The sequence below is a fragment of the Bacteroidota bacterium genome (assembly GCA_016715945.1).
Lineage (GTDB): Bacteria > Bacteroidota > Bacteroidia > Bacteroidales > F082 > JALNZU01.
Genome location: JADJXJ010000003.1, coordinates 542,647 through 568,289 on the forward strand (window position 1 = coordinate 542,647; position 25,643 = coordinate 568,289).

Here is a 25,643-nt window from a genome sequence, read left to right on the forward strand (position 1 = left end):
TTGTATGCTCCACGAAACCCAATATAGTAAACAAAAGCAAAAAAGTCCGCACCCGGGAAGGTGCGGACTCAGATGGTTGATATAGTTATAATTCTGTTATTCAGGAAGTTCGAGGCCTTCGAACCAGGGTGCACCGGCTTGTTGCAGCGCTTTTTCCAAAGCAGGAAGATCGGTGCTTCGGATTTGTTCGAGCCGGTTTCGTATGGGTTCGAGTTGTTGCAGGGCGAGCTGCAGTTGTTCCCTGTGCGAAGCTGTAGGTCCGTAGGTGGCGTTGGCTGTACCTGTGGTCACAAAGCTGAGTCGGCTGTTGGGGGTTGGCGGACCGTCTTCTCCGACTTGTTGCTTGCTTCGGTTTCCGTTCATTTGTTCGTCCAACTGCAGCAATTCCTGTTTCAGATTGTTGATGGCAGCCGAGAGTTCAATGGGATGGGTGTCGGTGCGGCCGAGTGCACGTTCGAGCAGGTCGGTTTTGCTGATGAGGCTTTGCAGCAGGGTATTTGCTGCCGAGATGCGGCCTCTGGCCTGTTGCACTTCTTTCCAGAAGGCCACCACCTGCTGGGGTTCGGCGCCCTTAAGGCTGTTCAGGTTTAGAGCACGCACTTCGAAGGGGGCCGGTCCGGCCAGCAGCTCAAAATTTCCGGCCGTTTGTTTGTAGAGGCTCACGTAGTATGTTCCGGGTGCAGCCATCGGGCCTCTGGGTTCCCATTCGCCGGCCTGTTCGCGCATGGCTGCTTTTGAGGGCAATCCGAGGTTCCAGCTCACACGGTGCAGACCTTTGCTGCGTGGTCCTTTCACCCGGTTCACGTAATTGCCTTCCTGGTCGGTGATCACCAGCCAGATGGCAGGTTCGGGCGTACGGCGTTCGTTTTCAATGCTTTCCCAGCCTGGAAAAGGGATGTCTTCCCCAGCTTTGCGGGCTTCTTTTTCCGTTTCCTGTCGCACCTGGGTTGGGCTTTGCAGACCTTCTTTCAGGTAGTAGGTGAACACAGCTCCAAAGGGTGGGTTTTCGGCCACAAAATAGGCGTCGCCTTTGCTGGCTTTGGTATCACTTCCCAGCACCTGGCGTGGGATATACCAAAGTGCGGGCCGGGTATCGAAGATGGCAGCCGGTTGTTGCAGGGCCTGCGGATCGAGCTGGCGCAGTGGGCTGTAATCGTCGAGGATGTAAAAACCGCGGCCAAAGGTGGCAGCCACCAGGTCGTTTTCGCGTTTTTGGATGGCCAGGTCGCGTACGGCTATCACCGGTAGGCCATTTTTGAGCAGCATCCATCTTTTACCGCCGTCGAGGGTGCACCACACGCCAAACTCTGTGCCCAGAAACATCAGCTCAGGTTTCACATGGTCTTGTACCACCCGCCAGAGCAGGGTGCGCGAAGGAAGGTTGGATTTAAGGCTTGTCCATGTTTTGCCCAGGTCGGTGCTTTTGTAGATGTATGGCTCAAAGTCGCCGAACTTATGGTTGTCGAGCACCACATAAACAGTATTTTGATCGAAGAGGTCGGCTTTGATGTCGTTCACAAAAGCTGTTTCTGGGCAGCCCGGAAGGCTATTCACGGGGATGGTTTTCCAGTTTTTGCCTCCATCTTCGGTAACCTGAAGCAGTCCGTCATCAGTTCCTGCCCATATAAGGCCCTCTTTTACAGGTGATTCCGATATTGAGGTGATGGTGCTGTAATCCGACATGGCATACAGGTCCCAGGGGCTGTCCCAGCTCCAGAGTTTGCCCATAAGCCGTTCGTTGATGCGTTGGCGGTTGCGGGTCAGGTCGCCCGAGATGGGCGTCCAGCTGTCGCCCCGGTCTTCGGAGCGCCACACCCGTTGCGAAGCGTGATACAACCTGGTGGGCTTGTGCGGGCTGACCAGAATGGGCGCATCCCAGTTGAAACGTTCCGTACCTTCGTCTTTTCCCGGCTGGGGTTTGATATACACCATTTCGCCGCTTTTGCGGTCCCAACGGGTCAGGTTGCCTTGCTGCCATTGCGAATAAACGATGTCGGGATTGCCTGGTTCGGTGGCCGGCTGGTGGCCGTCGCCAAAGAGGGTCACAAACCAGTCGGCATTGCGTATGCCATGCACATTGCCGGTGCGGCTGGGGCCACCCTGGGTGTTGTTGTCCTGTGTGCCACCATACACGTTGTAGAAGGGGAAATCGTCGTCAACGGCCACCTTATAAAACTGGGTGACAGGCAGGTTGGCCACAAATTTCCATGTCTTGCCTTCGTCGAAGGTTTCGTAGAGGCCGCCGTCATTGCCCGAGAGCATGTACAGCGGGTCGGAGGGGCGGAAAGCAAGGGCGTGGTTATCCACGTGCTTGAAACGGGTGTTTTGCCGGCGGAAGGTCTTTCCACCATCGTCGGACACCTGGGTAACCACATCCATCAGGTAGATGCGGTCGAAGTTGTGCGGACAAGCCACCAGTTCCTGGTAGTAATGCGGTCCGGTGCCACCGGCCACGGTGTTGGATTGTTTTTCCCAGCTTGCGCCACGGTCGGTGCTTTTGTAAACGGCGCCGGTGCGTCGTTCGAGCTCTATGGCGGCATAAATCACATCAGGTCGCTGGGGCGAGATGGCCAGGCCAATTTTGCCCATATCCTGGTTTGGCAGGCCTTTGGTGAGTTTCTGCCAGGTTTCGCCCCCATCTTCGGAGCGGTAGATGGCAGTGCCCGGACCGCCACCCATATAGGCTGCTACAGTGCGGTGCCGCTGCCAGGTGGCTGCATACAAGCGGTTCGGGTTGCGCGGGTCGATAAGCAGGTCGGTGGCTCCGGTCCACTCCTCGTCGCCCAGCACACGTTTCCAGGTGCTGCCCCCGTCGGTAGTCTTATATACGCCCCGCTCGCCACCTTTGCTCCACAATGGCCCCTGGGCAGCAACCCAGACAGTATTCGGATCGGTGGGGTGGACAATGATTTTCGAAATGTGTTCAGAGTTTTTAAGCCCTTTGTTGGCCCAGGTCTTGCCGGCATCTTCGCTCAGGTAGATGCCATCGCCATAACCCACATGCCTGCCGCCGACATTCTCGCCCGTACCGGCCCAGATGCGCTTGTTGTTGCTCGGATCGATGGTGAGGCAGCCAATGGAGTAACTGCCATAATTGTCGAATACAGGCTCCCAGGTAGTGCCCGAGTTTTCAGTTTTCCAAATCCCACCCGACCCCACTGCCACATACCATACGTGGTGATTTTGGGGATCGATGGCAATATCGGCTATGCGTCCCGACATCAATGCGGGGCCTATACTCCTGAATTTGAATCCGTTGAGAATCTCAGGGCCGACCGGGGCCTGAGTTTGGCCGGTTTGTGGCCTCCGTTGAGCCCAAACCTGTAAAAGCATACCCAGGGTCAGGCATGCCAGCAGCAAAGTTCTGGTTGATTTCATCATGGTTGAATGGTTAAGAAAACAAGGTGCCAAAATACACTCAAGCAAAACAATCGTTTTGCCCATTAAGTTTTAGGAAAGTTTGCGGCTGCGAAAGGCAGGATGATACGTCAAAACCTGCTGAGCCACAGGCGAACACGTATCAGGTATTCATCACCACGGTCAGGTAGAGGGGCAGACCAATGGTGATATTCACCGGGAAGGTGATGCCCAGCGACATGGGGATATACAAGCCGGGATCGGCGGTTGGTGCAGCAATCTTCATGGCTGCCGGCACGGCAATATAGGAGGCACTGGCTGCCAGGACGGCAAACATCAGCCTGTCGCCTTCCGATGGGGTAACAAAACCGCTGAGGAAAGCTATGAGCATCCCATTGAACAAGGGCAACACAACGGCCAAAGCAGTCAGATAAAATCCATAGCGGCGGAACGACCCCAGCCGGCGGGCGGTGACCATGCCCATTTCGAGCAGGAAGATGGCAAGGAACCCCTTGAATATATCGGTGGTAAAGGGCTTGATGCCTTGTGCCTGGCTCGGGTCGGAAAGAAAGCCGATGACGAGACTGCCCAGAATCATGAGCACACTGCCGTTGGTAAAGGAGTGTTTGACGATGCTGCCCAAGCTTTCCGACTTTTGCGCCTCGCTGCTGTAGAGCCGCATCAGCACCACACCTGTGATGATGGCCGGCGATTCCATCAACGCCATGACCGCCACCATGTGTCCGCCAAAACTGATCTCAAGCGCCTCGAGAAACGAAACAGCAGTTACAAAAGTTACGGCACTCACCGAACCATAGCATGCTGCAACTGCTCCGGCATCTTCGGCCGAAAGCCTCCGCCTGAGCAGGAAAAACACATAAACCGGAATGGCAGCCGAGAGTAACAGACCGAAAATCAGGCCGCCAAGCACTTCATTGTCAATGCCGCTGATCGCCAGCTCCTGTCCACCCTTAAAACCGATGGCAAACAACAGGTACAACGAGATGAACTTCACCGAGTTTTCGGGTATGGCCAGGTCGCTTTTTACTAATACCGCAATGGCACCCAGTACGAAGTAGAGCAGGGGAGGGTTGGTCAGATTTGAAATCAGTATGTTGATATCCATGGTGTTATGATTTCAGTAAGTTAATTATCGACAGCCTGGTTTCCTGCAACCACACATAGCATTTGATCCGGATCGAGGTATTTCCGGGCAATTTCCATCACTTTGGCTGCATCGGTTTGCTGTATTTCATGCATGAGGTTTTCGTAGTAGTTCAGTCCGAGACCCACAGGCAGGAGGCCGCGCAGCCTGAGTGCCTGGTTGAAGACGCCATCCAGTGCTTGTGCGTAAGATCCTGAAAGATAGTTTTTTACGAGTTCAAGCTCCTGGTCTGGCACGGCTTCGTGTTGCAACCTGCGTAGCTCGAATCTGATCTGGTCGAGGGCTTGTGCTGTGACTTCGGCGCCTACATCGGCGCTGATGGTGAGCTGCGTGGCCAGCTCCTGCGACTGGATCTGGCTGTAGATGCCGTAAGTGTACCCCTTGTCTTCGCGCAGGTTGCTCATCAGCCTCGACCCAAAATACCCCCCCAGGATGGTATTTGTGAGGCTGAGTGCTGCAAAATCAGGATGCCGGCGATCGACCACCAGCCGGCCCATGACGATACTCGACTGCAGGGCGTCGGCTTTTTGCACGTAATGCTGACCTGTGGCTGCATTGGTGCCAGGCGGCGTAAGGACAAAGTCCGGCCCTTGACCCACAAAACCCGCCAGCTGATTGTCGAGGGTGTGCAACCATTGCTCACCGATGTTGCCGGCGGCAATCACCCACATGCCCCGGGCGCCGTAGCGTGTGTGGTAGAATTCACGAATGTCGTCGGGCTTTAGTGTCAGATAATCAGATTCTTCCGGCACATTGCTGTAACAACTATCTGCATAGAGCAGTTTGCGGAAGCTGCGTGAGGCCAGGGTGCGCGTGCGCAACATTTCGGTACGGAAGCGTGTGAGCTGTCTTTTCCGGTACAGTTGAAACGGTTTTTCTTTCAGCTCCGGGCTGGTTAGCATCTCGCCCAGCAGGGGCAGGATGGAGGCAACATTCCGTTTGTGGGCGTAGGCAGTCAGCCAGGCATAATCGGCCGAAGCTTGCAGCTCGACGAAAGCGCCATGCCTGTCAAGCTTTTTGATCAGCCTGGTTCCCGGATGCGCCTGGGTTCCTTCGCGAAGCAGGGCAATGGTGAACTGCGCAGCAAGGGGTTGCGCTTCCCGGGAACTTCCGGCCGGAAGCACAAACTCAAGCCTTACGCCATCGGCTTCCGGATCGTTCAGGATGACTGCCCTTGCGCCACAGTTCATATTCACCAGCGGATAATCCGGAAATCGGGGCATGGCGGCTTGCCTTATTTCCGGCTGGCGGCTGCGTTCGAGGGTCTCACTGCTTTGGAACATAGTAAAGTGTGTTGCAGTTGTTGGGATTGAGGTAACGCACGACAAAGTCGCTGAGCATCCTGGCTTTTACCTGAAGGTAGTGATGGTCCAGCTCGTTGACCAGGTTTGTATTTCCGAAATAGGTGCTTTCGGCAAGGTTCTGGGCTTTTTCGGCCACGCCCTGCATGGCAAAGGCATGTTGGGTGATGAACCTGTTTCTTATCTTCAGAAATTCTTCGCTTTTGGGAGCTTCGTTGCCGAGTTGTTCCACCTCGCTTACAATAGCCTGTTCTGCAGCCTCCATGCTAACGCCCGGTCTGATTTTGCCGCTGACGATAAACAGGCCGGGATGCTCGTCGCCGCTGACAAAGGCATTAACTTCGCTGAAAAGCATTTTTTTTCTGACCAGCTTGTGAAACAATCTGGAGGAGAAGCCCGAACCCAGCAGGTCCGACAACAGGTCGCCGGCAAAATAATCTTTCGTATAGCGTGCGGGCATGTGCCAGGCTTTGTAGATGACCTTGTCGGGCACCTTGGCCTGATGCCAAAGATGACGTGCTTCCTGTTGCGGGGGTTCGGCCGGCAGCGAGCGATCGGGTACCGGAGCTGCAGGAATGGGGCCAAACCATTTTTCGGCCAAAGCAAAAACCTGATCGGGTTTCAGGTTTCCTGCAGTAGCCATAACTGCATTGGCAGGGTGGTAATGTTTAGCGAAGAAAGATTTGACATCTTCCAGGCTTGCACCCTCGATGTGCGCGGGGTGCATGCCGATGGTGGGCCAGCGGTAAGGATGCACCTTGTAGGCCAGGGGCCTGATTAGCAGCCAGATATCACCATAGGGTTGGTTCAGGTAATTCTGACGGAACTCTTCCACCACCACATTGCGCTGCACTTCCAGGCTTTTTTCGGAGAAAGCCAGCCCGAGCATGCGGTCCGATTCGAGCCAGAAAGCCGTTTCGGCATTGGCTGCAGGCAGGGTAAGATAATAGGAGGTGAAGTCGCTGTTGGTGAAGGCATTGTTGGTGCCTCCGGCCATCTGAAGGGGTTCGTCGTAACGTGGGATGTGCAGCGAGCCTCCAAACATCAGGTGCTCAAACAAATGCGCAAATCCTGTGCGCTCGGGGTCTTCATCGCGCGAACCAACACGGTAGATGATGTTCATCGAAAACAGCGGACTATGGGGGTCGTAATGCGCCACCAACTGCAGGCCGTTCGGCAATGTGTGGGTCTCGAATGCAAGCATGCGTTTCAATTAGGCGCACAAAGATAAACCTCCCGGGCAAAGTATCTTTTTTCAGGCGTTCGGATGCGGCCTTTCGTGCTTGCAAACGGTTGTCGTCAAGTTAGATAAGTGAACGGCTTTCTGCCCCTGCGCCATAAGTATTTTGCCTACCTTTGTCACACGAAACAAATCCAGGTTCAAAGGAAAAGACTTGTAATTTTATGAAACGTGACGAAAAAATTTTCGACCTGATCCGGCAGGAGAGGGAGCGTCAGATGCATGGCATCGAGCTGATTGCATCGGAAAATTTTGTGAGCGACCAGGTGCTCGAAGCCATGGGCTCGGTGCTCACCAACAAATATGCCGAGGGTTATCCTGGCAAGCGCTACTACGGAGGCTGCGAAATTGTGGATCAGACCGAGCAGCTGGCCATCGACCGTGCCTGCGAACTGTTTGATGCCGAATATGCCAATGTTCAGCCGCACTCCGGTGCACAGGCCAATATGGCGGTATTTCTTGCCTGCCTGCAACCAGGCGATACCTTCATGGGGCTGGACCTTTCGCATGGCGGCCACCTCTCGCACGGATCGCCGGTCAATTCAAGCGGTATTCTTTACCGTCCGGTGGCCTATACACTGGACGAAAATACCGGCCTGATCGACTACGACAAGATGGAAGCGCTGGCATTGAAAGAAAAACCAAAACTGATCATCGCCGGCGCCTCGGCCTACTCACGCGACTGGGACTATGAGCGCATGCGCGAAATTGCCGACCAGGTGGGCGCCATACTCATGGCCGACATCTCGCATCCTTCGGGCCTCATTGCCCGTGGCCTGCTCGAAGACCCCATCGAATACTGCCACATCGTAACCACCACCACCCACAAAACCCTACGCGGCCCGCGCGGCGGTCTCATCCTGATGGGCGAAGATTTCGAAAATCCGTGGGGACTTACCACGCCCAAAGGCGAGATCAAGATGATGTCGGCACTGCTCAATTCGGCGGTTTTCCCCGGCATTCAGGGCGGCCCGCTCGAACATGTGATTGCCAGCAAAGCAGTGGCTTTCGGCGAAGCCCTCACCGACGAATACTTCGAATACATCCTCCAGGTGAAGAAAAATGCCGATGTCATGGCAAAAGCCTTCGTCGGCCGCGGCTATCATGTGGTTTCGGGTGGAACCGACAACCACCTGATGCTCATCGACCTCAGGTCGAAATTCCCGGAAATCACCGGTAAAGCTGCCGAAAATGCCCTGGTCAAAGCCGACATCACCCTCAATAAAAATATGGTGCCCTTCGACAGCCGTTCGCCTTTCCAGACCTCTGGTATCCGGGTAGGCACCCCTGCCATCACTACCCGCGGTTTGAAAGAACAGCACATGGAACCTATTGTGGCTCTGATCGACGAAGTGCTCACCAACATTAGCAACGAAGCCAAAATTCAACAGGTCAAAACCGAGGTCAACCGCATGATGGCCGACTTCCCGCTTTTTGCCTGGTAATACCGAAGCTATCTTGTAAAAAATCATCTGCCACCCGCTGTGGCAGATGATTTTTTTATGCCAGCCTCTACCTCCGCAAAAGCTTAAACCCGATTTCACGGCCCAGGCCCTGAAACATGGCCAGGTTGATCCAAAAGAATGCAAACTGTTCCATCAGGCGGAACATACTGTTGCCACCCACATCATAGCACGCTGCAAATCCGGCATCTGTGGCAAGCTCAATAGCTACTTTTTTTGCTTTCTGGCTGTCGCCGGCCACAAACATGTCCAGGCTAAACTCGCCATAAACCGGATTTTGCATGTTGTTTGCACCTGTGGTGTTGAAGCATTTTACCACATCGCGCGAGGCAGTATGCGCCAATACCGCATCGGTGGTGTTGTCGAATCCCAAAGGCCCCCTTCCCATGACGATATTCATGGCGTCGATGATGATTTTGCCAGAGGTGTCGCCCAGGCTTTTTGCCACTTCAACAGCTGCGGTTGCAGGTGTCGAGAGCAGCACTACATCCGAAAGCTGCACAGCTTCCGCAACGCTGTGGACGCTGGTATTAGGCAGCGACAAGAGTTCTTTGCCCTTAAAATCGTGCTGGTCGCGCACCCCAAGGCGGATCTCATGGCCTTTTGCTGCCCATTTCGCTGCCAGTGCACTGCCCACATTTCCTGTTCCGATAATTGCAATCTTCATTTTTTCAAGGTATTGATCAGTAAATTATTTCGTTTTCAAATTCATCTGGCTGCTGCAGATAAAGTTTCCAGTATTGATCGGCTATTGATGCTGGATTATACTTTGGATCAGATGGATTTACATAGCCACATACCGTCAGCTGCGCAATATGAATGTTGCTGCCGGCTACCTTTTTCTGAAATGCCTGCACAAGATTTCGCAGTGCGGCCTTGCCTACACTTAGCGAAATCCATGTGTCGTCTCCTGCAAGGGCAAAGCCGCCACCGGTCACAAAGATCTTTCCTTTGTTTTGCTGAATGCAATAGGGTAGCACAATTTTCATCAGGTGGAATAATCCACCGGCGTTGATGTCAAGATCTGATTTGATGCGATCCCAGCTCTGTTCAAGGATGTCCATCACCGACACTGCCGCAGCGTTGTAAAGAATGACCTCCGCATGGCCGTGGTTGTTTCTGATTTCATGGAGCGCATTCCTGAGGCTTTCCTGATCGGCGGCATCTGCCTGCGCGGTGACCACATCATAGCCTTTTGACGAAAGCTGCGCTTTCATTTCCTCCAGTCTGGATGGGTTGCGAGCAAGGAGAGCCACCTTAAAGCCTTCGCTTGCAAACTTTTCTGCCGTGGCCATGCTAATTCCCGGCCCGGCACCGATGATCACGATTAGTTTATTCATTTTACTGCAATTTAGTGTTTAAAAAGTCAATAGCCTCATCCGCGATGATTTTGTGAACTTTCCTGCTTGCCGACACAGCCCACCAGTTCATGAACAAGTCCGGATCAAGGCCTTTTTCTTTGTTGGGTATCCTGACTGTGGGCTCAGCGAGCGGGTTGTTAAAGTCGATAATCTCGTATGGCAGGTAAGCGTCAAGGTATTCGATGCCATATTCGGAAGGCATGGCGGCAATTTTTGCGAAAACCCCGGCGCCATCAAACAGGTAAATGTGTGTTTCGGTGCCTTCGGCTTCAGCGGCAAGCGCTGCAAGCCCTTCATTGAGCGCCCTGCAAAGCGCCGAAGCCTCCTGCTGCTTGCTTGTGCCAAAGTAAACCGGAGTGTAACCCATATCGGGCATTGTGCCAATAAAGAAGTGCCTGGCGCCTGCCCTGGCCAGCATTTCAACAGCTGTGCGGAAATTATTTGCCGGAGGATACTGTCCGAGGTCGGGCTGTCCGAAATCGAGATAACTCCCAATGTCATGTCCGCCTGCCCATAGCACAACAAGTGTTTTTGTTCCGATAACCGGATGGTCTGTCAGGTATTGCTGCACCTGCGCCAGCATACCGGGCAAAGAAACATCCGCACCAAGGCCAAGCAAAGGCTTGATCGGCTCGTTGATGTTGTAAAACCCCGTTGTCGCCCCACCCAGTGCCAGATTGTTTTCCATACCGAGGTTCAGTCCAAGATCTGCTGCAAAATATTCCACCCAGGTAGGTCCGTTGGTCCAGCGGCTTTCAAAAAAGCCAGCCGAAGATGGTGGATAGCGATAATCCGTGAGCTTACCCCACTGGCCCATATCGCTGAGGCCATCGCCAAAAACGATGATTTGATCAAAATGCTTCCCGTTCATCTTGTTGTTGGTGTTTTGTGATGGTGAACTGCACTGCCAGCTGATTATCAGCGGCAGCATGAAAATGAAGAGGTGTTTTGTTTTCATCTGATAAAGTGCTTGAGATTTCTTTTCAATAAATCATACATTTAGTGAGCAACATTTTTTGAATTATCCCCGCCGTTGTTGAGTACATACATTGCAGGCACCAGAAGCAATAATACCAGGGATGCATAGATGGACAAAAACGCTACTGCTGAAGCAGTTAGATACAAACTCAGGGCCAGATAATTCTTTCTGTTTATCTTTAGATGAAGAATCCGGCTGTGAGGATGTTTTGTCAGATCGTTGTTAATCAAATATTTGCGTAGAAGAATAAAAGCCAGCACGCACATCGAAAAAATAAGTCCGTAAAGTGTGTAGGCCTGCCACATGCCGGGATTGGTACCCACGAAACTGGTGCCGAAAGGTACAAGACTCATCCCGAAAAGGAGGAACATATTGTACCAGATGAGGGTGCGGGTGCTGTGCGAAATATGATGAAACAGCTGATGGTGATTCATCCACATAATCGACAGAAACACAAAGCTGAGCAGGTAGGAAAACAATTTTGGCAACAGGCCGGTAAATTCCCGGATCAACTGTTGGCTTCCTGCAATTTCAGGCAGCTTTAAATCGAAAACCATCACCGTGATGATGATGGCAATCACGCCATCGCTGAATGCCTCGATGCGTGTGACGGGTATTTTTGTTTCTGGTTTCATTAGAAGAGAAAACCTTTATCGGGGACTACCTTCGGAGGAAGGTCTTGTTCGCCAAGCATTTCGCGAAGGTCGCGCTCGATGTTGTTGCAGATGTAAGTGAGCGGCACATCGGTGATTTTGTTTTCGAACGGATTTTCGTTCACCTCGCCCACCTTGCCAATGATTGCAAACACAAAGCAGATGACCACACTCACCGGAATCATCAGCCAGGGCGTGCCCATCGTGGTAAAGTCCCTCACGAGCGAAAACGGCAGCAAAAACATGAACACATAAAGGAAAAGCCTCGTGAAATAGTCGTATTGTCTGAGCAAAGGAGTGTTTTTGATGCGCTCGCTACCGGCCTGAAAATTGGCCAATGCCAGCAATTGCCCTTCCATCTGAAAACTGTCGAAGCCTCCAAGTGTACCATTGGCCATCGCCTTGTAAATGTCGCGGCCCATCGCCAGATGAAGAAAGTTAGGTTTGTTGTGCGACTGGAGCATGTCGTTGTATTCCTCCTCAGACAACAGGGGTTTAATGGTGTTCCAGTCTTCCTGGCGGCGCAGATGAAGGCGCAAGGCATGTGCCCATGCGATAATTCTGTAAATCATCGCTTTTTTAAACTTTTCGCTTCGCTCCCGGTCATAATTTTGCTGATGGGCATGGCTGTCGGTGAAAGTGATGACCAAGCGCGCCAGCACCCGACTCGAATTCAGGATGCCACTCCACAGACTGCGGGCCTCCCACCAGCGACCATACGCACTGTTGTTGCGAAATGCAATAAAAATGGCCAGGGCACTGCCAAGAATAGCCGAAACACTAAAAGGCAGCGCAATGGCACTGATGCCCTGGTTGTGCATGATATAAACAAGTGTGGCAATGGCCACCGAAAACAAAAGTTCGGCGCGCACATATTGCAACACCTTTACCGGATTGAAGTTTTTCTTGATAATCATGGTCTTGTCGTGGATTTTATCTGGTAACTGAAACCAAAGGTGAGCAACCCGTCGCGCTGCCTGACAGCGACAGGCACAACCTGCTCAAAACCATATACATATAACAGGTTGCACATTAGTCCTTTCCAAACCGATACATCAGCACCAAGCTCCAGCGAAATGCGATTGTTTGGAACTTTGTCCAGGCCAGGTTGCCAGTAAGCAGTTCCATGCAGCCTGAATTTTTGGTCAGCATTGGCGGTGCTGGTCGTGGCGTACAGGGTGGGACGCCAGACACTGATCTTTCTGCTTCCGTCGTAGCGCGAATCGGAGAAGCGCGTATCTGCAAAAAGGGTTTCTTCGCCTACCAGGCTGGCCGAAAACTTCAGATACCCTTTCGGATTGCGTATGGCCTGCCAGGTGAAGCCTGCCCCGGCAAACAAGCGTTGGTCTATCTTTCGGCGGAAATTGCGCTGGACAAACACCATGGCAAATGGATAAACCTTTGCTTCGGGTCTGAAGTACAGGAAATTGCGGCTGCTCAGATCGTTATCGGCCCTGCGGCTCCCAAAAGCCTGATAAAGGGAGTTGTTCTGCGATTTTATCCTGAGCTCAGGGCTAATGGCAAAAACCAGCTCGGCACGGCTCCGCAGGGTGAAAAACTCCACATTACCTGTTTGATGGCTGCCACCGGCTCCCCACCGGAGCTGAAACCTCAGGGTGTCGCTCTCGTTGAGCTGCGCCCTGAGGTTTGGGGAGAGCAAAGCAAATGCGAGAAGGATCACGCATCCGAATGTCTTTGCCTTTTCCATTCCGGTGAACTGTGTCAGGCTTTTTCTTCGAGCATCTCAACTACCATACGGGCTGCAGCAGCACCCGAATTTTGTTGCTGGCCCGTGATCAGATTGCCATCTTTTATTGCGAACGAAGCAAAGGGAGCGGCTACCTTGAAATGGGTTCCCTCAATTTTGCGTGCCTCTGTCTCAATGCGGTAAGGCTGAATCTTCATGCCTACAGCCTGGTCGGCATATTCCTCTTCGGCATCGGCAAATCCTGTCCAGGTTTTGCCTTTAACCAGCAGTTGACCATCCGAAGTGCGGGCTTCGAGCAGCAAAGTAGTGGAGTGGCACACGGCAGCTGCTGGTTTGCCGGCTTCGTAGAAGCTCACAAAGAGTTTTTCGAGTTCCTTGTTTCCACGGAATGTGTACATGGGGCCTTGTCCGCCAACCAGAAAGATGGCATCGTAACCGGCAGGGTTCACCTCCGTGAGTTTTTTGGTGTTTTCCAGCATCTGGTTAAACTTAGCCTTTTGCATATAACCTAAGGTAATGATGTCGTGTGCCGAATAACCGCTGGGGTCGGTAGGATTGGAATAACCGTCCATCTCGAGCTTGCCGCCCTGGGTCGAGACCAGTTCAACCTCATAACCGGCTTCCTGGAATACATAAAGCGGATGGGTGAGTTCGGCAGCCCAAAAGCCGATGGGCCAGCCTGTCTGAGCCGACACCGAAGGTGAGCTGGCTACCATAAGAATCTTGCCCCTCGACGGAGCACCGTGTGGATGTACGTAAGCACTTTTTTCCTGAATTGCTGTCATATGATTTATTTTTGTTGGTATGGCAAAGATGATATGATATATCTTTGCAGCGCATATACTATACATTTATAAAGATACTATCAAAGAAGATAGTAATTGAAAGTCAAAAAGATAACCAATGCCAGATTTTATTTACAACAACAAATTGTACTACAATCCGGTAGAGTTTGCCATGGACCGGATTGGAGGTACCTGGAAAATGCCGATTTTGTGGCGCTTGCGCAACCGCGTGATGCGCTACAGCGAGCTAAAAAAGGACCTTCCGAGGATTACACACAAGATGCTTACCACCCAGCTCAGGGAGTTGGAGGAGGAGGGTTTTGTGCACAGAGAGGTTTATCCTGTTGTTCCGCCCAAAGTTGAATATTCGCTGACAAAACGGGGCCAGGATGCCATCGCGGTCATCGAATTTATCAGGAATTACGGGCTGCAACTGATGCAGGAGTTTGGTGTGGAGCATCCCGATGATAAAAAGCCCGCATAATCCTCGATTCTTTTTAAAGGTGTAAAGAGTAACAAATCAACCAGCCTTAGGCGTATTGCCCACTAATACGGGTTTTGCGCCGGAACAAGTATGCGCACCTGATTAGTCGGTCGTTCCGGAAGGACACTCGATGATTGGGCGAGCTTAACTATGTTTAGCAAGTCCAACCCATGGAGCAGGATGGTTGTGCCATGGTTGTAGTTGAAGTTTTGTATCTGGTGGATTTTAACGTTTTGCCGCCTGGCGCAGTGGCGGATTTCGGAGCTTCCGCCTCAGGCGGATTGATGCGAGGCAGAACCTGCCAGCCGGCAGGCAGGTGTTCGATTAACCACTATTACCTGCCATTGAGCCAAATGCCTGATATATGCCGTTTTTCTTTCCACTCTCATAGGTCAATGATTTTGTCGGCTTCTCTAATTCCGCTAAGATATGCTCCGTGAACAGTTCCTCTGTAATCTCTACTTGTGTGTTCTCCTGCAAAAAATAATTTTTTGTTTATCGTTTTTGCAAGTGTGTCAAAGTCGGCAGTGGTTGTGCCATTCGTTGCATAAGAATATGCACCATACGAATTGATATTTTGTCCCCATTTTGTCCGCAACATATTGGTCGGATTTGGTATGTTGTTGCCATATATAGCTTTCAGATGCAACATTACTTCATTTATGATGTCACTGTCCGACATACTTTCGGTTACAGTGGCATAGTCACCAAAAGCAAAAGTCATTAAAGCATTGGCACTGGTAAATTTCTTTACGTTTAAAAAGTAGTTGAATTTTCCCTTTGTTTCCGGTGTGTAGCCAATATATTGTAGAGAAATGTCCCAAAACGGTGTATTCCAAACATAAAGGAATTTATTCACATTTCCCATATTGGTTTTGGTAATTGCTGTCGCTTTGTCGGTCGGTAAAGCTGGATTAAAAGTGATTGCATTGTTTTTTAACACCCCTAACGGCACAGATACAATTACGTAATCACCTTCAATTGTGTCGCCATTTGTTGTAACCTTTACTTTTTGGCTTCCGTGGTCTATTGCAGTAACTCTTGTGTTTAGTCTTATATCAAGTCCCTGAGCCAAAAAATCTGTTACCTTGTCGTAGCCGTTGGTGATGATTACATCACTGCCACCGAATTCTTCGTCATCGTAGAAATATTTTGAGGAAAGTTTTGAAATGTCGCCACCTGTATTGAATTCTAAAAATGCCGAAAGCATATATTTCCAAAGTCTATTATTAGCTTGCGTTGGGTATAAAGAATTAAATACAGTCTCAAAACTTTGATTTTGATTTCCTGCATTTCTAACAGCATTCAAAGCGTTGTTGAATTGGTTTTCAGAACTCGTCAGAGTGCTGTCAGAATAAGCTGAACCATTAACATCAAACACTGAAACATTGTCATCATCAGTCAAAAAGGTGTTTGCTCCTGATTGAGATGCCAGATTGGTTATAGGGTTTCCGTTTGGTCCGTGTATCCAACTGGCTCCTTCATCAAAAGCAACCCCAAGACTTCTGTCGGTTCGGAGTCGTCCGCCCACTTTTTCTTGTGCTTCTAAAACGATAACTGTAAAGCCTCTCTGCTTTAATTTTTTAGCTGCTGCAAGACCTGATATACCTGCACCGATTACAATTACTGTTTTTCCGTTGGGCTTAATGTCGTCATCGTCTTTACCGCAAGAAGCCAATAAAGTCGGTGTCAGTAGAATTAAAGGAAGTCCTGTTAGTGTGTCTTTTATAAATTTTCTTCTTTGCATATTTCTTTTTGTTTTTTGGTTGTTTCTTTAAAATGGCATGTAACTGTTTGGCGCTTGGCGCAGTGGCGGATTTTTAGCACAAAAGTTCAATCGTAGAACTGCTCTTGAACCTACCACAAAACTGTCATACAAAGCACTGAACCCGCCATTACGCCAAACCGCTGTTGTGCGTTCGGTGTTCTTCTTTCGTCCTGATTATCTGTCGGTTGTGGGTTGGGACAGACACACTCTTTGCCAAGTTTTGGCTTGAGTGTGGGCTTGTGCGACTTGGCAATGTGTGTGGCTGTTGAGCGTTGGCATTTCTATTCGTTTAATGTGTTTTCTAATGTCGTCTTAAATTCATTTTCGTTGTTGTAATAGTAGAAAGGAACGGCTGTTATCAAATAGGTATCCGTGTGAATTTTAATTGTCTTTTGTTCAGTTCTTATTTCTTTCAAAAAGTCTTCTTTCCATTTGTCGTGTCCTTTTAAATGCTCTCCTTTAGGTTCTATGAAAACCTGAAAAGTCATTTGTTCTCCGTCACGTTGTTTGCAGAACAATAAAAAGTCCGGCTCAAATGCTCGTCCGAGTTTGTCGAAGATTTTAATTTCTCTTTCGTTACGGATTAGGTAAATGTTCTCAAACTTTTGATTTATGCCTTCAAATCGTCTTGAAAACAATTCTACAAATTTCTTTTCTTCACTTGTTCCGTAGTTGGCGTTGTAAACATACCAAGGTTCGTTGGCTACTAAAGTTTCTTGTCCGTCTGCTCTTTCACTGTCTTTGTAAACCTTGATTTCTTTGTCTTTGAAAACTTTATGAATGGGTTCTTTGATATAGTCTGAGCCTTCATATTCTGTCGAGTTACTTTTTATGTCTGCTTCAATGTTTTGCAGTAGTCCGTTTAAGGCTTGCAAATAGTCGAAATGACTAATTTCTTTTAGTCGGTCGGTTGTTCCGATAAAGGTGATTTCTAAACCTGCTAAGAAGTCTGTGCTGTCAATGAAATTTGAAAGTGAACCAACACTCGGAAAGTAATGTGATAAACTGTCGAAGTAGAAAAACGGGTTTTGGCTTAATGCAAAACGGATTGTGTTTTTCGGAATTTCAGTCAGTTTAACATCTTTGGTTTTAATTACTACATCATTGGATTGTGTCGGCTCCATTTCAAAAAATGCACTTGACATTCTGCCAACTCCCGAAGATAAAGTGTGTCGGTAGTTTGTTTTCTTTACTCCTAAATCAGCAAACGATTTTATGTTATCAAAACTCTTTGGAATTTTCTTATTGAAGAAAACGTGTCCATCTCTGTAAAAATCTGTTTTCTTAAATTCAGGTTTTAAAAACAAATTGAGTTGAACCAAATTAGCATCATCTTCATAAATACCCGAATCAACAAGAGCTTTTTTCAATTCTGAAATGTATCTGCTATCTTCTTTGGTGTGATAATACAATTCTTCCAACGTCTTTAAATCATTGGAAATATCATCATCAAATTTTCGGGTAAACTTGTCTTGCCCTTCTTCTAAAGCAAACGGATAATATCTTGCACCACGACCAATTAACTGGGCTTCTGAAAGTGTGGTTTTTCCTGGCTTTCCGTCTTTGCCGTCTCGGTCTTCGTAAAGACGAACAATGTCAAACAAATTCAAAACGTCCCAACCTTCATTCAGCTTTTGAACGGCAAAAACCGCACGGATTGGATTGTTTTCATCTTCCAAGGTGTTGAGCAATATTTGGTTTTGCTCGGCTTCTGTGTCATTGTTGGCACTTAGGCAATTTTCAACTCTGAAATTGGCTTGAATGCGTTTTACTATTTCGTTTGCTGAAATGCCTTTGGCTTCAAAAAATCGGAAAGCCTTTTGAACGATTGGAACGGTAGAAGTCTTTTGAATTTTCTCTACCATTGCCACCGAAAAATCATCAATCAGTTTGTGAAAGTTCTCTTTGTTCTGTTCTGATTCTTTGATTGTCTTTTTGGCTTTAAACAGAATTACAGGCTTCAAATTGATATTGTTTGAAGTTGCCAATTCCTGACGATATAAATTCAAAATCAAAGCCTGAATGATTCTTTCTTGCTCGTCATACAATGAACGAATTAGGTTGATTTCTTTGGAATACTTGTCTTTACGAAACTCGGCAAGGTCGTATTTGAAAATTACCTTGTCTTGATAATGTTTTACCAATTCTGCTGTTTCGGTGTCTATGGTAGCCGTAAACTCCAACAAGATATTTTCAAAATTGGAATCGTGAATTTTCTTTACGGTGTCTTCCCAACTACCGAACATATTGCCCGATTTTGTTCCTGCCACCAAGTGGTGAGCTTCGTCAGCAATCAAAACCAATTTTTTGTCTTTAAAATCTTCGTAGGTTACGCTGTTTTCTTTGGTGTTGTTCAGGTCAATATGAAGCTGTTGAATGGTGGTAAATTTTATGTTAATATTTTGATTATCTGATTCTTCAAAATTTTCTACTTCTTTAATCAAAACTTCTTTTCCTTCAATCACAATTTTGTTGTTGAACAAGTATTTTGAAGCCTGTGGATTCAGAAAATTGTCTTTGGTTTTCTGAATGATATTGTTGCTGTTTACAAAAAACAAAAAGTTGCGATAGCCTTTTTGGTAAAGGTGCAACATCAAACCTGCCATTATCAACGTCTTTCCGCTTCCTGTTGCCATATTGTAAAGCAAGTGGTAAGGTCTTTTGGGTTTTTCTTCTAAATCTTCTTCATCTAAAAAAATGTATCGCTTAAATGCTTCAATCTGATAAGGGCGTTGTGCAAACTTTAAGTTATCGCTTATCCAACCGGGCATAGCAATTCGTGTCAAACTTTTTTTGACATAAGAATTATTGAATATTTCGTATAAAAATGCCATTATTCTTTCTTTTTATTTTTTTGGTTTTAAGGCTTTGAGTTTCTTATTAGCCTGCTCTATGCTGGCAATAAATTGCTTTTCGACTTCCGATAACTCATTTTCAGATTTACTCTTATACGTTTCGTATTCTGCTAATGCTTTGCGTTGAGCCAACTCTGCCGAAATTTTGCCTGCATTGGTCAATACATCTTGTCGGCTCATTTGAATAAATCCATCTAAAACTTCAATCCAATCTTTCATATACATTGGTTTTCGCTGCATAGCATTGATTTCTGCTATGTCTAAATAAGCGGAAACTAATCTATTTAAAACTGCTAATTCTTCTTCTGAAAGATAGTTTTTGGCTACTCCTATTTCTTGTTTAGTAGGTTTTTTGCCTTTGAACGTTGTCAAGCCCATAAAAGGCAATGCTGCATTGGCTCTTTGAAAAATAATTTCGGCTGCTGTATGACCGTGTGCTGCCCAATGAAGTTTGTTTTGCACTGTTTGGAAAAATTGTTGTGTAATGCTTGCACGAGCATCATAATCAATGCTTGTAGCATAAATCTCAAGTACTTTTCGGTAAAAAAGTTTTTCAGATGACCGAATGTCCCTAATACGGTCGAGCAATTCTTCAAAATAGCCACCGCCTTGTTTGAGCAGGTCATCGTTCATCGTAAAGCCTTTGATGAGGTATTCCCGAAGGCGTTCGGTTGCCCAAATACGAAACTGCGTACCGCGTAGTGATTTTACCCGGTAGCCCACGGAAATGATTACATCTAAATTGTAGTGTTCTATTTCACGTTCTACCTGACGATTTCCTTCCAATCGAACTGTTCGGAATTTCCGAACAGATGAATCGGGTTGTAATTCTCCTTCCTCAAAAATATGCTTGATATGCTCGCTGATATTGGATTTTGAAGACTGAAACAACTCCACCATATCGGCTTGGGTTAGCCACACGGTTTCATTCTCCAAACGTACCTGAATCTTCAATTGCCCATCTTCTGATAGATAAAGCAATATTTCACTATTTGATTTTTTAGGAAGCATTTGCTTACTTCTTAATTTGGTAAAAATCTTGGGTTACTTTCTTTTCTTCTTCGGTGCAGGCAAAGTCGGCATCATTAAGCGAAGAAAGATTGACATACAGTTGGTTTTTGTCTAATATTTCACAAAGGTGTTGTTTCTGTTGGGCAAGGCTCAGGGCTTTAAATTCTTCTATATGCTCTTCTTGCTTCTTTATGTCCACATTGTAATTCAAGAAACTTTTGGCTTTCATCTGTTCCCAAATTTGCAGAAGTGTTTCGGTGTTTTTTGCTTCTTGTATTAGATTTATAAAAGTATTGTTATATTCCTTGAGTTCAAAGTAACTATAATCTATTTGATTAAACCTGTCTTTTATTATTGAATGAGTATTTTCAAGTTGCTCAATTAAAATAAATTGTCTTTCTAGATAATTTGAAACAAAACCTGTTGTACCACTACCTGCAAAAAAATCTAAAATAACATCATTTTTATTAGAGTGTGCTTTTATAATTCGCTCAATCAATTTGTATGGCTTTTCAGTCAAATATCCTGTTCTTTTTTTTCCGTCAACTCTAATTCTAGCTGCAACAGCCATTTTCCACCAATCTTTATTTTTTATTTTTTGATACTCGTCAAATAAATTTGACATTTCCTCAACAAATTCTTCTTTATCTCTGCCCGTTTCCCACCAGTCTTCCGGTATTTTCCCTTTTTCGGTATAATCGCTACTCACATCAGCACTCATTTCATTATTAAAACCACCAACGTGAACTTCAGAAGTCATTCTAACATCGTCACCATTAAAAATCCAATTTGTATCGGATTTAGAGTACCATAAAATATTATCGTGCTTTCTGTTATATTGTTTCATTTTAGGCGAACCAGGTCCGTGATAAGCCCAAATTATTTCATTCCTAAAATTTTGTCTTTCAAAAATTGAATCTAACAATACCTTCAAGTAGTGTATTTCATTCCAGTCAGCTTGAACTAATATACTACCATTTTCTGATAATAAATCCTTTGCAACTTGTAACCGATTTTTCATAAAAGTTAACCAAGTTGAATGATTAAATTTATCGTTATAGTTAAATGAATCACCACCTGTATTATAAGGCGGGTCTATGTAAATCAGCTTTACTCTTCCTGCAAATTCTTTTTTCAAAGAATGCAAAGCTAAAAGGTTGTTACCTTTTATAATCAGGTTGTCGGTTATGGTGTCTTCGGGTAATCCTCTTTTCTTGTTTATTTCGGCATCCCGTTCAAATCCGTAAAAAGGGTGTTCTCCGTTTTTGTCAATGCGTTTTGCATTGGTCAAAACTTTTGGCTCTAAGAGTTGGGTAATTTCGTCTTGTGCTAAAATTTCATTGAAGAATATTTCTTCTCGTGTGTCTTCTTCACGGCTTTGTCCGCCTTCCAATATGCAGTCCTTAAATGGCCACACCAAAGCCACTTCGTTGCGTTGTTTCAGGTATTTGCCGTCAATGGTTAATCCAACTTTGTTTTTGTATTTCGTATAGCTGTCGTTCAGGTAGTTTTTCTGTTCTAAAAAGCTGATAAACAATTCTTGTTTAAAGACTAAGACATCTTTTACTTTAACAAAAAACTTTTCTTTCAGAACCTCGTTTTGTAAAAGTAGTTCTATCAGTTCTTCATCAAAGTTTCTTGCTCGGTCAATGACTACCCATTTTTTCAGTTCTCCGTTGTCCGTCACGAAGTTGGGTTCTTTTTTGAGTTGCCTCTCCAATGTTTCGTATAATTTCATTTATCTTCTTTCAAATTATTCAATCGTCAAATTTACTTTTTTTGTCGGTTGGTTTGTCCGAGCGTTGGCAAAAAATGGCTCTTTTGTTTTTTTGAGCGTTGGGCTGTGTGTCGGCAAAAACCAAATGTGCCATTTGCGGGTCGGCTGTCTTATTACACTGACGCACAACGTTTTGGGGCTTGGCGAAGTGCGGGATTTTTAGCACTACACTTCAATCGAAGCACCAAAGTTCAAATTTAGCACAAATGTTCATACGAAGCACTTCACCCCGCATTTCGCCAAACCCTTGTTATCGGCTGCCCTTCTGTCTGTCGTGGTCGGGTGTCTGCCGTGAGTTGTCGTGTCGGTTGTGCGGTCGGTGTATTTTTATTTTTTCAAAAAGAGGGGAAGAAAAAAAATGAAGTTTTAATCAGTCGGGAAAGGGCAAGCTCTTTTGCAAGTTTGGGTTTGAGTGTCGGCTTTGTGCGACTTGCAAATGTGCTTGCCTGTGTGATGGTTATTTTACAATCATTACCAAAGTTCCTGCAATAATCAAACCTGCACCAATGGCGGTTTTCAATGTCAATGTTTCGCCTAAAAAAATCATTGCCAAAATGATTGTCAAAGCTACGCTTAGTTTGTCAATGGGTGCAACTTGTGATACGTTTCCTAACTGCAATGCTTTGAAATAAAACAACCACGACAAACCTGTCGCAATGCCCGAAATAACAAGAAAAATGATGTTTTGTTTTGACAACGTGTTAATTCCTTTCGCTTCGCCTCTCGTCAAAATAATTGTCCAAATCATTACCAAAATTACAACTGTTCTTATGCCTGTTGCAAGGTTTGAATTGATATTTGCCACGCCTAATTTCCCGAATATCGCTGTAAGCGAAGCAAACAAAGCTGATAGTATTGCGTAAATCCACCACATAGTTTTAAAATTTATAGCTGTAACCCAAACGGATTACTTGTGTTTCGTAATAGTCGGCACTTGTATAAGAAAATCCGTTGCCTTGAATTTCTTTTTTGATAACCATTGTATTTAACAGGTCGTTGGCGTTTAAAAACAATTCGCCTTTTCCTTTTTGTATAGATTTTTTAAGTCCTAAATCCAACGAAAAACGCTGTCCGATTTTTCCTTGCGGAATAATGTCGGGTGCTAAATAAACTGCCGTTACTTGCAATTCAAAGTTTTTCGGCAGATGAAAATTGTTGTTCAGTTTTACGTTGCCCGAAAAAATGGTTTGCTTGTTTGCCGAAAAAGTATGCGGAACAGGATACAAATTTTCAACCGTGAAAGCATCAATTTGATTGTAATAAGCATTTGCGTTGATGTTGAACGAATACCATTTTGCTATGTCTTGATTCAACACAATTTCCAAACCTGTATTGTGGCTTTTACCTGCATTTTGAAATATGGCGTAAATCAAATTGCTATTAGGCACAATGGTTGAAATTCGTGTGATTGTTGCATTTGCAAAACGATAATAGGCTGCCGAATAAAAATAACCGCTTTTCCAACTTGTTTTGTAACCTAATTCAAATGAGTTTGTAAACTGTGGTCGCAATGCAGGGTTGCCGACTTTAATAATTTCTGCATCATCGTATTTCGGGAAAATGCGAATGTCCACTTCGTTTGGTCTGTCCACTCTGCGGTTGTAAAACAATGACAATTTATTTCTGTCATTGATTTTGTAAGCCAAACGAAAATTTGGAAACGGTTGTATGTAATCATATCCGTCACTTGTGTAAGTGTTGTGATTTGGATTTACTTTGTAATCTATTTTTACATATTCTACTCGCAAACCTAATTCGGCTTCCCACTTTTCATTTTCAAAAACGTAGTTTCCGTATAATGCAGGAATAACTTCGTTGTAAGTTGCCCAGCCGCCTGCATTGGTGTCTAACACCGAATTTGCACCTGCTTGAAAATCCATATTCGTTGGAATGTTTCTGTATCGGAATTTCACGCCTGTTTCAATTCGCCCGTATTTCAAAGGTTTGATGTAATCAACATTGAAATCATAAACCTGTTCGTCTGACAACAATTTAAAAGCGTCCGTTCCTGTTGAAGTCGGCAAATAATTATCGTAAAAATATTTTTCATCTTCTCTGTGAAATGTATAATTGAAACCAACATTCAACAAATGTCCTGCTTGCTTGAATTTGTGCTGATACATTGCCGAAGCCATTGCCGTTGTTTTCAATTCGTCTTCCAAAAACTGCCACAAACGAAGTCGGGTTGATAAATCCGAATTGAAAAAAGGTTGGTCGCCTCTGTCAATTATTTTTTCGCTTCCGAATAAACCCGAAACGGTTAATGTATTTTTTTCATTAATATACCAATCAATTCCCGCTTTTGAAGTGAAATAATTGGTGTTGCGGTTTCGCTTTAATTGTTGTCTGATAATAGTTCCGTCATCGTAAGTTCGGGTTACAAATTCGTTTTTGTCAAGTGTGTGTTTGTATAAATTATCGGCTTGAAAAAACGCATTTACTTTTCCTTTTCTGTAATTGAAAGAAATGGACGGATTGACTTTTGGCGTAAAAGTGTATTGCGGTCTTATCGTAGGCAAATTTTCTTTACGCACCCACAAAGCCCCTAAACCTGTTGTAAAACTAACCTTTCCGTTAAATCCCTCTTGTTTGTTTTTCTTCATTATGATATTGATAATTCCTGCGTTGCCGTTAGCATCGTATTTTGAGGACGGATTATTTATGATTTCAATGCGTTCAATAGAAGATGCAGGAATGTTGTCTAAACCTGTTTGATTGCCGAAACCTGTCATTGCCGTTTGTTTGCCGTCAATCAGTATAGTTACTTTATCGTTGCCACGAAGTTGCACTTTATTATCCTGCACCGTAACACCGGGCAGGTTTTGCATTGTTTGCAAAACAGAGCCTCCGCCTTGACTAATATTGTCTTCAACGGAATACGTTTTTTTATCCATTTTTCCACTTACATTATCAACTTTTGCAGTAACCACAACTTCGTTCAGTGTTTGTGTTTCCTCTTCCAATTCAATAGTTGCCACATTCAGAAATTCTGAAAGATTACCAACAAAAAGTGTTTGCTTTTTTGTAACGTAACCGATGTAAGAAATTTCCAAAAAATAATTGTTGGGTTTAATGCCCGCAAGCGTAAATCTTCCCTCATCATCTGTAACCGTTCCTGTTACAAATGCACTGTCTTTTTCTGTTTTCAAAACAATATTTACAAACGGCAAAGCCGATTTGTCTTTCTTGTCTTTTACAATGCCCGAAAGTGTAACCGATGATGTTTGAGCAAAAGAAACGCTGATTGAAAGTAAGAGCAACGCTTTGATTAAAAGCGTTGCTCTTAAAAAATTATTAGTCATTACTCTTTTACTTCTTTAATGAAATTTCCGTTGCTGTCAAAAATCAGGTCTTTGCCTTTGATTTCTGCTTCGTAAGTAACAACGCCTTTGCTGTCGGTAATTTTTGCAGTTTCTTTGATTTTTTGCCCTGCATAGTTTTTAGAAACATACTCTTTCGCTTTTGCAGGAAGTTCATCAATTTTGATTTCCACTTCTGTTTCAAGAATGTTTCCCGAAACGTCAATCAAAAGTGAATAATCCGTTTCATTAACTTCAAATTCCGCTTCGTAGTTGGCTTTTTCTTTTTCCCACTTAATTTCTTTTGCGTTAGGATAACTTTTTTGCAAAGTGTTTTTTACAACTGTCGGAACTTCTTTGTCCGAAACTTTTTGTGCGTTGGCGAATGATACTGCGAACATTGCACCTAACAAGATTGCTGATTTCTTCATTGCTTT

At 45.9% G+C, this 25,643-nt stretch carries 20 protein-coding genes; 2 read left to right on the top strand and 18 right to left on the bottom strand.

Going from position 1 to position 25,643, the window contains the following annotated elements; translation table 11 throughout:
- Nucleotides 1-96: 96 nt before the first annotated feature.
- The 4 genes from IPM52_12630 to IPM52_12645 all read right to left on the bottom strand — a co-directional run bounded on the left by IPM52_12630 (nt 97) and on the right by IPM52_12645 (nt 7,027).
- Nucleotides 97-3,381, bottom strand: a complete 3,285-nt coding sequence (locus IPM52_12630; GenBank protein MBK9292454.1) for a glycosyl hydrolase — start codon at nt 3,379-3,381, stop codon at nt 97-99.
- Between the two features lie 139 nt (nt 3,382-3,520).
- The gene (locus tag IPM52_12635; GenBank protein MBK9292455.1) at nt 3,521-4,483 is read right to left on the bottom strand and encodes a sodium-dependent bicarbonate transport family permease; all 963 of its coding nucleotides are present in this window, start codon (nt 4,481-4,483) and stop codon (nt 3,521-3,523) included.
- A 20-nt stretch (nt 4,484-4,503) separates the two neighbouring features.
- A complete protein-coding gene (locus IPM52_12640) occupies nt 4,504-5,805 on the bottom strand; it encodes an insulinase family protein (GenBank protein MBK9292456.1) in 1,302 nt (433 codons plus the stop codon).
- The gene (locus IPM52_12645; protein MBK9292457.1) at nt 5,789-7,027 is read right to left on the bottom strand and encodes an insulinase family protein; all 1,239 of its coding nucleotides are present in this window, start codon (nt 7,025-7,027) and stop codon (nt 5,789-5,791) included. The genes IPM52_12640 and IPM52_12645 overlap by 17 nt, the downstream gene beginning before the upstream one ends.
- Before the next feature lie 200 nt (nt 7,028-7,227).
- On the opposite strand from IPM52_12645, the gene IPM52_12650 reads away from it, so the two are divergent.
- Nucleotides 7,228-8,508 carry a serine hydroxymethyltransferase gene (locus IPM52_12650; protein MBK9292458.1) on the top strand — a complete coding sequence of 427 codons (1,281 nt, stop codon included), beginning with the start codon at nt 7,228-7,230 and terminating at the stop codon, nt 8,506-8,508.
- A 67-nt stretch (nt 8,509-8,575) separates the two neighbouring features.
- Here the strand turns inward: IPM52_12650 and IPM52_12655 are convergent, their stop codons facing one another.
- From IPM52_12655 to IPM52_12685, 7 genes are read right to left on the bottom strand one after another with little or no spacing between them, the layout of a single operon-like run.
- A complete protein-coding gene (locus IPM52_12655) occupies nt 8,576-9,193 on the bottom strand; it encodes an NAD(P)-binding domain-containing protein (protein ID MBK9292459.1) in 618 nt (205 codons plus the stop codon).
- Between the two features lie 16 nt (nt 9,194-9,209).
- Nucleotides 9,210-9,866, bottom strand: a complete 657-nt coding sequence (locus IPM52_12660) for an SDR family NAD(P)-dependent oxidoreductase (protein ID MBK9292460.1) — start codon at nt 9,864-9,866, stop codon at nt 9,210-9,212.
- A 1-nt stretch (nt 9,867) separates the two neighbouring features.
- A complete protein-coding gene (locus IPM52_12665) occupies nt 9,868-10,845 on the bottom strand; it encodes an SGNH/GDSL hydrolase family protein (GenBank protein MBK9292461.1) in 978 nt (325 codons plus the stop codon).
- Nucleotides 10,846-10,886: 41 nt separating this feature from the next.
- Entirely contained in the window at nt 10,887-11,501 is a 615-nt protein-coding gene (locus tag IPM52_12670; protein MBK9292462.1) for a DUF1211 domain-containing protein, read from the bottom strand.
- A complete protein-coding gene (locus IPM52_12675) occupies nt 11,501-12,436 on the bottom strand; it encodes a hydrogenase (protein MBK9292463.1) in 936 nt (311 codons plus the stop codon). Before IPM52_12675 ends, IPM52_12670 begins: the two co-directional genes overlap by 1 nt.
- Nucleotides 12,433-13,227 carry a DUF481 domain-containing protein gene (locus IPM52_12680; GenBank protein ID MBK9292464.1) on the bottom strand — a complete coding sequence of 265 codons (795 nt, stop codon included), beginning with the start codon at nt 13,225-13,227 and terminating at the stop codon, nt 12,433-12,435. Before IPM52_12680 ends, IPM52_12675 begins: the two co-directional genes overlap by 4 nt.
- Nucleotides 13,228-13,241: 14 nt before the next feature.
- A complete protein-coding gene (locus IPM52_12685) occupies nt 13,242-14,012 on the bottom strand; it encodes a type 1 glutamine amidotransferase domain-containing protein (protein MBK9292465.1) in 771 nt (256 codons plus the stop codon).
- 118 nt (nt 14,013-14,130) lie between these two features.
- Here IPM52_12685 and IPM52_12690 point away from each other — a divergent pair, with 118 nt between their 5' ends.
- Nucleotides 14,131-14,496 carry a helix-turn-helix transcriptional regulator gene (locus tag IPM52_12690; GenBank protein MBK9292466.1) on the top strand — a complete coding sequence of 122 codons (366 nt, stop codon included), beginning with the start codon at nt 14,131-14,133 and terminating at the stop codon, nt 14,494-14,496.
- Between the two features lie 385 nt (nt 14,497-14,881).
- Here IPM52_12690 and IPM52_12695 read toward each other — a convergent pair whose 3' ends face one another.
- The 7 genes from IPM52_12695 to IPM52_12725 all read right to left on the bottom strand — a co-directional run bounded on the left by IPM52_12695 (nt 14,882) and on the right by IPM52_12725 (nt 25,637).
- Nucleotides 14,882-16,243 carry an FAD-dependent oxidoreductase gene (locus IPM52_12695; protein ID MBK9292467.1) on the bottom strand — a complete coding sequence of 454 codons (1,362 nt, stop codon included), beginning with the start codon at nt 16,241-16,243 and terminating at the stop codon, nt 14,882-14,884.
- Between the two features lie 302 nt (nt 16,244-16,545).
- Nucleotides 16,546-19,098 (bottom strand): DEAD/DEAH box helicase family protein, encoded by a 2,553-nt coding sequence (locus IPM52_12700; protein ID MBK9292468.1) that lies wholly within the window; start codon nt 19,096-19,098, stop codon nt 16,546-16,548.
- 12 nt (nt 19,099-19,110) lie between these two features.
- Nucleotides 19,111-20,130 carry a virulence RhuM family protein gene (locus IPM52_12705; protein MBK9292469.1) on the bottom strand — a complete coding sequence of 340 codons (1,020 nt, stop codon included), beginning with the start codon at nt 20,128-20,130 and terminating at the stop codon, nt 19,111-19,113.
- Between the two features lie 4 nt (nt 20,131-20,134).
- A complete protein-coding gene (locus IPM52_12710; GenBank protein MBK9292470.1) occupies nt 20,135-21,868 on the bottom strand; it encodes a hypothetical protein in 1,734 nt (577 codons plus the stop codon).
- 496 nt (nt 21,869-22,364) lie between these two features.
- Nucleotides 22,365-22,781, bottom strand: coding sequence for an EamA family transporter (locus IPM52_12715; GenBank protein MBK9292471.1), 417 nt, complete (start codon nt 22,779-22,781; stop codon nt 22,365-22,367).
- A 4-nt stretch (nt 22,782-22,785) separates the two neighbouring features.
- On the bottom strand, nt 22,786-25,209 hold the full coding sequence (locus IPM52_12720; GenBank protein MBK9292472.1) for a TonB-dependent receptor: 2,424 nt from the start codon (nt 25,207-25,209) through the stop codon (nt 22,786-22,788).
- Nucleotides 25,209-25,637 (bottom strand): PepSY-like domain-containing protein, encoded by a 429-nt coding sequence (locus IPM52_12725; GenBank protein MBK9292473.1) that lies wholly within the window; start codon nt 25,635-25,637, stop codon nt 25,209-25,211. The genes IPM52_12720 and IPM52_12725 overlap by 1 nt, the downstream gene beginning before the upstream one ends.
- Nucleotides 25,638-25,643: the final 6 nt, after the last annotated feature.